4 protein-coding genes are annotated in these 9,480 nt (G+C 64.0%); 1 reads left to right on the top strand and 3 read right to left on the bottom strand.

Going from position 1 to position 9,480, the window contains the following annotated elements:
- Positions 1 to 281: 281 nt before the first annotated feature.
- Genes QRN52_RS16130 through QRN52_RS16120 form a run of 3 tightly spaced genes read right to left on the bottom strand, consistent with a single transcriptional unit; the run spans position 282 to position 7,850 of the window.
- A complete protein-coding gene (locus QRN52_RS16130) occupies positions 282 to 3,968 on the bottom strand; it encodes a 1,4-alpha-glucan branching enzyme (RefSeq protein WP_284754239.1) in 3,687 nt (1,228 codons plus the stop codon).
- A 1-nt stretch (position 3,969) separates the two neighbouring features.
- Complete coding sequence (gene treS, locus QRN52_RS16125) at positions 3,970 to 5,766, bottom strand: maltose alpha-D-glucosyltransferase (protein ID WP_284754238.1); 1,797 nt, start codon at positions 5,764 to 5,766, stop codon at positions 3,970 to 3,972.
- A gap of 5 nt (positions 5,767 to 5,771) precedes the next feature.
- Complete coding sequence (locus tag QRN52_RS16120; protein ID WP_284754237.1) at positions 5,772 to 7,850, bottom strand: alpha-1,4-glucan--maltose-1-phosphate maltosyltransferase; 2,079 nt, start codon at positions 7,848 to 7,850, stop codon at positions 5,772 to 5,774.
- Positions 7,851 to 7,981: 131 nt separating this feature from the next.
- Here QRN52_RS16120 and glgP point away from each other — a divergent pair.
- Positions 7,982 to 9,480: alpha-glucan family phosphorylase (gene glgP, locus QRN52_RS16115; protein ID WP_284754235.1), on the top strand; the 1,499-nt coding region annotated here is incomplete at its 3' end.

Genomic DNA, 9,480 nt, shown 5'->3' with positions numbered 1-9,480 from the left:
ACCCACACCCACCAAAGGGTCCAGGATCGCTCCGGAGCAACTTTCCAAACTTACCGGCTGCTTGCCTCCTAGTCAAATCGGCGTTCTTGACTTGATCTTCACGAGGAACTCAGTCAACTTCACCGATCTCCACTGGGAGCAGCGCGGGTACTAACTATACCACCACTTCACCGGGGAGGCAAAACCCCCGCCAGACGAGCTCCTGTGCCTCCGCAGCGGCACGAAAGGTCCAAAGCGAAAGCCCGGAAGCACGCGGCTTCCGGGCTCCCACCCAAGAACAGCTAACCCACAAGCGTGAACCAAGAAGCTCCAAGCGGCGGCAGCGTGACGGTCAGTGCCGCAGGCAATCCTTCCGCACCCGGTGCGGTGGCAAGCAGCTCACCGCTGTTGATCACACCCGAGCCTCCGTACACCTCGGCGTCAGTGTTGAGTACTTCCTGCCAAGCGCCGGCAGACGGGACGCCAAGCACATAGTCCTGGTGCGGGCCTCCCGAGAAATTCACGGCGCATACCAAGGGCTTGCCGTCGTGGTCCCACCGGATAAAAGTCAGTACGTTGCGATCCGCGTCCGCGCCGTTGATCCACTGGAAACCGCCAGGCTCGTTGTCCCGGACATGCAGGGCCGGCGTCGAACTGTACAGCGAGTTCAACTCGCGGGTGAGCAATTGCAGTCCGCGGTGCGACGGAATGTCCGCAAGGAACCAGTCGAGCCCGTGCTGTTCGGACCACTCCGCCTCTTGGCCGAATTCGGTGCCCATGAAGATGAGCTGCTTGCCCGGGTGCGCCCACTGGTAAGCCATGAACGCCCGCAGGTTTGCTAGCTGCTGCCAGCGGTCGCCGGGCATCTTGCGCAGCATGGATCCCTTGCCATGCACTACCTCGTCGTGGCTGATGGGCAACAGGAAGTTTTCCGTGAATGCATAGACCATGGAGAACGTCACCGTACCGTGGTGCCAGCGGCGGTTCACCGGGTTTTCGGAGATGTACTTGAGGGAGTCGTGCATCCAGCCCATGTTCCATTTGAGCCCGAATCCGAGGCCGCCATGGTTGGTCGGCGCGGTAACGCCCGGGAACGCCGTGGATTCCTCGGCAATGGTCACTGCCCCGGGGTGGGTCTTGTAGATCGTGGCGTTGACCTCTTGGAGGAAGGAAATGGCTTCCAGGTTCTCGCGTCCACCGTGGACATTGGGGAACCACTCCCCGTCCTCACGCGAATAGTCCCTGTAGAGCATGGAGGCCACGGCATCCACCCGGAGCCCGTCGATGTGGAATTCCTCGAGCCAGTACAGGGCGTTCGCGACCAGGAAGTTGCGAACCTCGGTGCGGCCGAAGTCGAAGATGAGCGTGCCCCAGTCCGGGTGCTCGCCGAGTCGGGGATCGGAGTGTTCGTACAGTGGTTCGCCGTCGAAGCGGGCAAGGGCCCATGCGTCCTTCGGGAAGTGCGCGGGGACCCAGTCGAGGATGACGCCGATACCCGCCTGATGCAGTGAATCGACCAGGAACCGGAACTCATCCGGATGCCCGAAGCGGGAGGTCGGAGCAAAGTAGGACGTGACTTGGTAGCCCCACGAACCGCCGAAGGGGTGCTCCGCCACCGGCATGAACTCCACGTGGGTGAAGCCAAGCCACTTCACGTATTCCACGAGGTCCTTGGCCAGTTCCTTGTACCCGAGGCCAAGGCGCCACGACCCAAGGTGGACTTCGTAGACGCTCATGGGCGAGTTGTGCGGATCCTTGTTGGCGCGCGCCGTCATCCAGGCGTCGTCCTTGAAGCGGTAGCCGGACTCCACCACGCGTGACGCGGTCAGGGGTGGAACTTCGGTGCCGAAGGCGAGCGGGTCGGCCTTCTCCACCCAATGGCCGGCCTTGGTGAGCAGCTCGAATTTGTAGCACGCCCCTGCTGAAACGCCCGGAATGAAGACTTCCCAAACGCCTGAAGACCCGAGTGAGCGCAAGGCGTGTTCACGCCCGTCCCAAGAGTTGAAGTCGCCCTTGACGCGGACCGCCTGAGCGTTCGGCGCCCAGACGGCGAAGGAGACGCCGTCTACATCGCCAAGTGGCGAGCGGTAGTGCTGGACGTGGGAGCCCAGTGTGTCCCAGAGCCGTTCGTGCCGGCCTTCGCCGATGAGGTGGAGGTCCACCTCTCCGACGGTTGGTAGGTAGTGGTAGGGATCATTGATCGTCACCGGCGCTGAATCGCCGTACACAACTTCCAGGCGGTAGTCCGGCACGTGGCCGTGCTGCAGCGGTTCGAGGACCGCCACCCAGACGCCGTCGGTCTCGTGGGTCATCGGGGTGGAACCGGCTTCGGTGACTACAGTTACCTCCGCCGCCAAGTGCTTGACCGTGCGGATGGTGACGTGACCGTGGTCGTCAAGGTGGGCACCAAGCACCGAGTGCGGGGCATGGTGCGCACCAGCGGCCACCCGGCCCAGGGTAGCGGCGTCCACATACAGCGGGACTCGGGGCCGTTCGGTACGTGCTGAGCCTGTCATTTCCTTACCTTCCGATGTCGCCGCGGCATCCGTGCCGGGGCTCGTATTTCCGAGGAGCTGCCGCGAAGCATTGACCGGAATGGGCAACCAATCCGGCCTGTTCCGCAGCTCGTAGATCACCTCGTACAAGGCCTTGTCCAGCCACAATGCCACAAACAGCGGCGATCGGCGGTCAATAGTTCCAGGGGTGATGTCGCTGTAGCCGGCCAGGAACGCCTCGGCACAGTCGTCAACCCACGTGGCGGGAACCCGGGCGCCCGGATTCTCGCGGATGGCCGCACCGGCGGCGTAGTCGAAGGATCGCAGCATTCCGACGACGTCCCGCAGGGGAACGTCGGGAATGTTACGGTGTTCGATCGGCCGCAAGGGTTCGCCCTCAAAGTCCAGAATCGCCCACCGGCCCGGTTCTCCCGCGGCGCCGGGCACCAACAGGATCTGGCCCAAGTGAAGGTCTCCGTGGATGCGCTGCAGCATCCCGGCTTCCTTGCCCGACAGTTGCGTCAGGAGTGCCTCGAGTTGCTGCTCGTGGGGCCCGACGGCGGTGCCCGCCTCAGCCCAAGACTGGCGGACGCGCCGCGCTACTTCGGGTGCGATGTCCTGGCCGGGAACGCGTTCCCGGGCGGTTCCGAGGGTTTCCGCGAGCCGCAGATGCACGGTGGCAGTCGCTTGGCCCAGCTGCCGCGCTTCGGCGGAAAAGTCCCTGCCTGAAGCCGCGGCGTCGACGGCGAGGCGCCAGGCGTCCTGCCCGCCCGCAAGGAATTCGTGGGCCACGGCGAAATCCGCCGATGCCGCGCCGTGCCGGCCCAGGGGCGTCCGCACCTCCCAGGTTCCCGTGATCCAGCCAAGGGTGGAAGGCACTTCCTTCGTGCCCGCCGAGGTCAGGGCCGCGCCAACCTCCACTTCGGGGTTCTTGCCGACCGACAGGACCCGGAAGATCTTCACGATCGCCGCGGACACGCCGTCGTCGACGATCACTGAAGTGTTGGACTGCTCGCCGGAAGAGACACGCACGGATCCTGAGGCAGTGGGCAGCCGCAGGCTGCCGGGCACCGTATGCCCGCTCGCCGTGCATTCCCCCTCTCCGGGTTCGGCGGACGACTGACCCCGGATGAGATCGAGCATTGCCGCCACGAAGTCAGGATCGTGGGGAGCGTCATATACCCAGACCGGCGGGTCCTGCTCACTTGTTCCACCGATCTGGCCCACCGAGGCAGTTGCCAAGGCGGCCGCTGGCGCGGAGCGAAAGCTGAGCGGTACCTGGATGATGTCAGTCTGCCTCCCGCCATCGGCCGTGGCGTAAGCGACGGAGATCAGCTGGACCTCCAGGCCGGTCCCGGCGGCGGGCTCAGGAAGCCCGAACGAGCCGACGAAATCCAGTTCGAATGACCCTGCCTTGACGGGAAACCAGCGCTGCCGGGGCAGCCATTCCTTGAGCAGGGAGGCGAGGACCGTGGTGGGCGCCATGTGACTCATGTCAGCCTTCGATGGACAGCACTGGGATGGCCTGGGTGTACGGCGAGGAGCCGGTGGAACCCGCCGAGCGCACCCGAAGCCAGAAGAAGTCGTGGCTACCGAGCGTGAGGGTCAGGGAGCCGTCGGCGCCGATGCCCGGGAACGGCTGGCCGCCGAACACATCCCGCAGGCCCCTTCCGGCGTATTCAGGGATATCGAGGGTCGTAGCAACCGGATGTTGGGACAGGTTGAAAACGCAGAGGATGGATTCGGCATCCTCGCCTTCCGGATTGTCCTCCCGCAGCTCGCGCATGTAGGCAAGAACCACCTCGTGGTCCGCCGGAACGTGCCGGAAGTCGCCTAGCCCGAAGGCTGGGTGGTTCCTCCGGACGCTCAGGATCTGGCGTGTCCAGCGCAGGAGCGATCCGGAATGGGCCGCTTCGGCCTCGACGTTCGCCATGCTGTAGTTGTAGACCAGCGACTGGATGACGGGCAGGTAGAGCTTTCCGGGATCGGCGTTGGAGAAACCTGCGTTGCGGTCCGGGTTCCATTGCATCGGCGTGCGGACGGCGTCGCGATCGTCAAGCCAGATGTTGTCTCCCATCCCGATTTCATCCCCGTAGTACAGGAAGGGGCTGCCCGGCAGGGAAAGCAACAACGCATTGATCAGCTCGATCTCCGAGCGGGAGTTGTCCAGCAGGGAGGCGAGCCTGCGCCGGATGCCGATGTTGGCCCGCATGCGCGGGTCCGGAGCGTACCAGCCCAACATGGCGGCACGTTCGTCGGCGGTGACCATCTCGAGGGTGAGTTCGTCGTGGTTGCGCAGGAAGGTCCCCCATTGCGCGCCGGCCGGGATTCCCGGGGTATCCCGCAGCGTCTCGATGATGGGAGCGGCCTTCTGGTCGCGGAGCGCGTAGTACAGGCGCGGCATGATGGGAAAGTGGAAGGCCATGTGGCACTCCGGTTCTTCCTCCGTGCCAAAGTACTCGACGACGTCGTGCGGCGGTTGGTTGGCTTCGGCGATGATCACACGGCCCGGGTAGTTCTCGTCCACCATCTTCCGAAGGTCCCGCAGGAAGCCATGGGTGGCCGGCAGGTTCTCGCAATTGGTGCCCTCTTCTTCGAAGAGGTACGGGATGGCATCTGCCCGGAATCCATCAATGCCTTGGTCCAGCCAGAACTTGACGACGTCGTGGACGGCCTCGATGACCTTCGGGTTTTCGAAGTTCAGGTCGGGTTGGTGGCTGAAGAAACGGTGCCAGAAGAACTGCCGGCGGATCGGATCGAACGTCCAGTTGGACTCTTCCGTGTCCACGAAGATGATGCGCGCGTCCTGGTACTTCTCGTCGGTGTCACTCCACACGTAGAAGTCGCCGAACGGCCCATCCGGGTTCTTGCGTGACTCCTGGAACCAAGGGTGTTGGTCCGAGGTGTGGTTCAGCGGGAGGTCGATGATGACCCTGACGCCCCTCGCGTGGGCCTCGGCTACCAGCCGCTTGAAGTCGCTGATGGTGCCGAACTCGTCCAACACGGACGTGTAATCGGAAATGTCGTAACCGCCGTCGCGCAAGGGCGAATCGAAGAACGGCGGCAGCCACAAACAATCCACTCCGAGCCACTGCAGATAATCCAACTTGTCGATGAGTCCGTGGAAATCACCGGAACCGTCACCATTCGCATCCGCGAAGGCCCTCACCAGAACCTCGTAGAAAACAGCCTTCCGATACCAATGTGGGTCATGTTGAAGACCCGGGGCGTTCAGCTCGAAAGTGTTCTTCGGCGTGAAGTACTGACTCTGACCCTGCGGATTGAAGCTCACTAAGGCTACCTCCGGATATTGAGAATGTGTGCCGGTTCTACATGGGCGTCCAGTCGGACGTAGTTGTATTCGCCCCACTCCCAGCTTTCGCCGCTCACCAAATCATCCACCCAGAATCGTCCGTTGGCGGTGAAGTCGGCCGGATCCAGCGAAAGAGCTGAGAGATCCAGCGTCACGGTGCTTTCCCTGGTGCCGTGGGGATCGACGTTGACCACAATGATCAAGGTGTCCTTGCTGCCGTCGGGCAAGGTCTTGTGCTTGGAGAACACGATGGTGGCGTCATCCGTGCTGTGATGCAGAGTCAGGTTCTGCAGATCACCCAAGGCGGGGTGGGCGTTCCGGATGGCGTTAAGCCGCGTGATGTAGGGGGTGAGACTGTGCCCCGACGCCGCTGCGGCATCCCAGTCGCGGTTCTTGAACTCGTATTTCTCGTTGTCGATGTACTCTTCGGCTCCGGGACGCGCCACATGCTCGTACAGCTCGAATCCGGCGTATACGCCCCAGAGCGGGCTGGCCGTGGCTGCCAGTGCTGCGCGGATGCGGAACGCAGCCGGACCGCCGTATTGGAGGTATTCGGTGAGGATATCCGGGGTGTTGACGAAGAAATTGGGCCTGAAGTACGCCGGGGATTCGTGGCTAACCTCCTGGAAATACGATTCCAGTTCGGTTTTCGTGTTCCGCCATGTGAAGTACGTGTACGACTGTTGGAAACCTGCCCGGCCGAGGGCGTGCATCATCGCGGGGCGGGTGAACGCCTCGGCGAGGAAAACGACGTCGGGGTGCTTCTTGTTGACCTTGGCGATCAGCCATTCCCAGAACCACACCGGTTTGGTGTGCGGGTTGTCGACGCGGAAAATCTTCACTCCGTGGCTCACCCAGAGGAAGACGATCCGCAGGATTTCCTTGGACAGTCCGGCCGGATCGTTGTCGAAGTTCAGCGGGTAGATGTCCTGGTACTTCTTCGGCGGGTTTTCGGCATACGCGATGCTTCCGTCCACGCGAGTGGTGAACCATTCGGGGTTGGTCATCACCCAGGGGTGGTCCGGGGCGGCCTGCAGCGCCAAGTCCAGCGCCACCTCGAGGCCCAGCTCATTGGCGCGGGCCACAAAAGCGTCGAAGTCCTCGAACGATCCCAATTCCGGATGGATGGCGTCGTGCCCGCCGGCCTCGGAGCCGATGGCCCACGGCGAGCCGGGATCCTGCGGACCCGGAGTCAGGGTGTTGTTGCGTCCCTTGCGGTGCTGGAAACCAATCGGGTGGATGGGCGGCAGGTAGATGACGTCGAAGCCCATCTCCGCAACGGCGTCGAGCCTCCTGGCCGCCGTCGTGAAGTTGCCTGAAGTCCACGTTCCGGTGGAGGGATCGAAAACGGCGCCTTCGGAACGCGGGAAGAATTCGTACCAGGCTCCGCGCCCGGCCAAGTCACGCTCCACGAGGAGCGGGTATTGTTCCGAGACGGTCACCAGTTCACGGATCGGCTGGCGCTCGACGACGGCTGCGACCTCTGCGCTGAAGCCGTCGGCAAGGCGCTCCTCGGCAGTCTTCGAAGTATCGGCGAGGCCTTCGGAGGCAGCGCGAAGGGTGCGCTTGTCAGCCGCGCTTCGCGTGCTTTCGCCGGCGGCTTCCGCGAGCAAGGCGACGCCCTCGGCGAGCATCAGCTCCACGTCGATGCCGGCTTCGACCTTTACTTCGGCGTTGTGATGCCATGTGCCGTAGCGGTCGTGCCAGGCCTCGATCGCGAAAGTCCAGGCTCCGGGCGCCGTCGGGGTCAGCAGGCCCTCCCAACGGTCGGTTCCTTTGCCACGCTCACCCGGCGCAGGGGCGAGCCGGACACGCTGGCGTTCTTTGCCTTTGGGGTCCAGCAGGATAGCGCTAACCCCCAGCTGGTCGTGGCCCTCGCGGAAGACCGTGGCGCCAACCACCAAGTCTTCACCAGGCAGTGCCTTGGCCGGGAACCGGCCTTCCTCGATCACGGGCTGCACGGCCGTGATGGGGAATCTGCCGAACTTAAGACCATCGGTGATACCGGTCTTCTGCTTGGACTTGGATGCTGAGCTGGATCGCGGTGCTGCAGTAGTGGTCACAACCTCGACGTTAGCGAGAAAAATCACATTTTGCGAAGAGGTGCCCCAGACTCTTCCGCGCAATGTGTCATTTACCTAAAAGAAACCGAAAGCTGTTCCTGCCGTCCACCGAGTGGATTAGTGTGACGCTCGTGAAGGCAATTCGAAGGTTTACCGTCCGTACCCTGCTCCCCGAGCCGATCCGGCCGCTGGCTCGTCTCGCGACGAATCTGCGCTGGTCGTGGCACCGACCTACCCGCGAGCTCTTTGCGAGCCTTGACCAGGAATTGTGGGAGGAGAGCCGTCACGATCCAATAAGCCTCCTCGGGTCAATCAGCCGCGATCAGCTGGACCAACTTGCTTCCAACAATGAACTTGTAGAACGTGTGCAGCACGCGGCTGCGGATCTGGACCGGTACTTGAGCGAGCCGCGCTGGTACCAGGGCCTGGGTCCGGACGCTCCGGCGTGCATCGCGTATTTCTCGCCGGAATTCGGCATCACCGAGGTCCTTCCGCAGTATTCCGGCGGCCTGGGGATCCTGGCCGGGGACCACCTGAAGGCGGCTTCGGACCTGGGCGTGCCGTTGATCGGCGTCGGGCTGCTGTACCAGGCGGGCTATTTCAAGCAGTCCCTTTCCCGGGACGCCTGGCAGCAGGAGACCTACCCGGTCCTTGACCCCGACGGGTTGCCGCTGACACTGCTGCGCGAGCCGTCCGAGGACGGCACCGGCAAGCCGGTGACGATTTCGCTCCCGCTACCCAACGGACGCAAGCTCAACGCGCACATCTGGCGTGCCGACGTCGGGCGGGTGCCGCTGCTGCTGCTCGATTCGAACGTTCCGGCCAACGACGACGCCGCGCGCGGGATCACGGACCGCCTCTACGGCGGCGGCGGTGACCACCGCCTGCAGCAGGAGCTGCTGCTGGGCATGGGCGGGGTGAAGGCGCTGCGGGTCTACCAGCGGCTCACGGGCACCCCGGCCCCGGAGGTTTTCCACACCAACGAAGGCCACGCCGGGTTCCTGGGCATCGAACGGATCCAGGAGCTCATGTCCTCCGAGGCCCCGCTGAGCTGGTCCGAGGCCCTGGCCGCCGGACGCGCGTCCACGGTGTTCACCACCCACACCCCCGTGCCGGCCGGCATCGACCGCTTCGAGGCCGTGCAGATCAGGCACTTCTTCGACGCCGGCCTGGCCCCGGACGTGCCGGTGGAGAAGGTCCTGGAACTGGGCAGGGAAAACTACGAGGGCGGCAACCCCGCGGTCTTCAACATGGCCGTCATGGGCCTGCGCCTGGCGCAGCGGGCCAACGGCGTGGCCAAACTCCACGGGGTGGTCTCCCGCGAGATGTTCTCCGGGCTCTGGCCAGGCTTCGACCACTCCGAAATCCCCATCACCTCCGTCACCAACGGCGTCCACGTGCCCACCTGGGTGGATCCGCGCATCTCCGCCTTGGCCCGCCAGCAGTTTGGAACCGAGGCCGAGGCCTTGGGCCGTTGGGATCTCGCCTACAACGTAAGCGACGAGGACGTGTGGTCGCTGCGGCGGCAACTCCGCGTCTCCCTCGTGGAGGATGTCCGGCGTCGGCTCCGGGCGGCGTGGAAGAAGCGCGGCGCGGCCGATGCCGAGCTGGGCTGGACGGACACGGTGCT

Origin of the sequence: Arthrobacter sp. efr-133-R2A-120 (genome assembly GCF_030209835.1) — a bacterium.
GTDB lineage: Bacteria > Actinomycetota > Actinomycetes > Actinomycetales > Micrococcaceae > Arthrobacter.
This window is presented reverse-complemented; position numbering and strand designations above follow the sequence as displayed.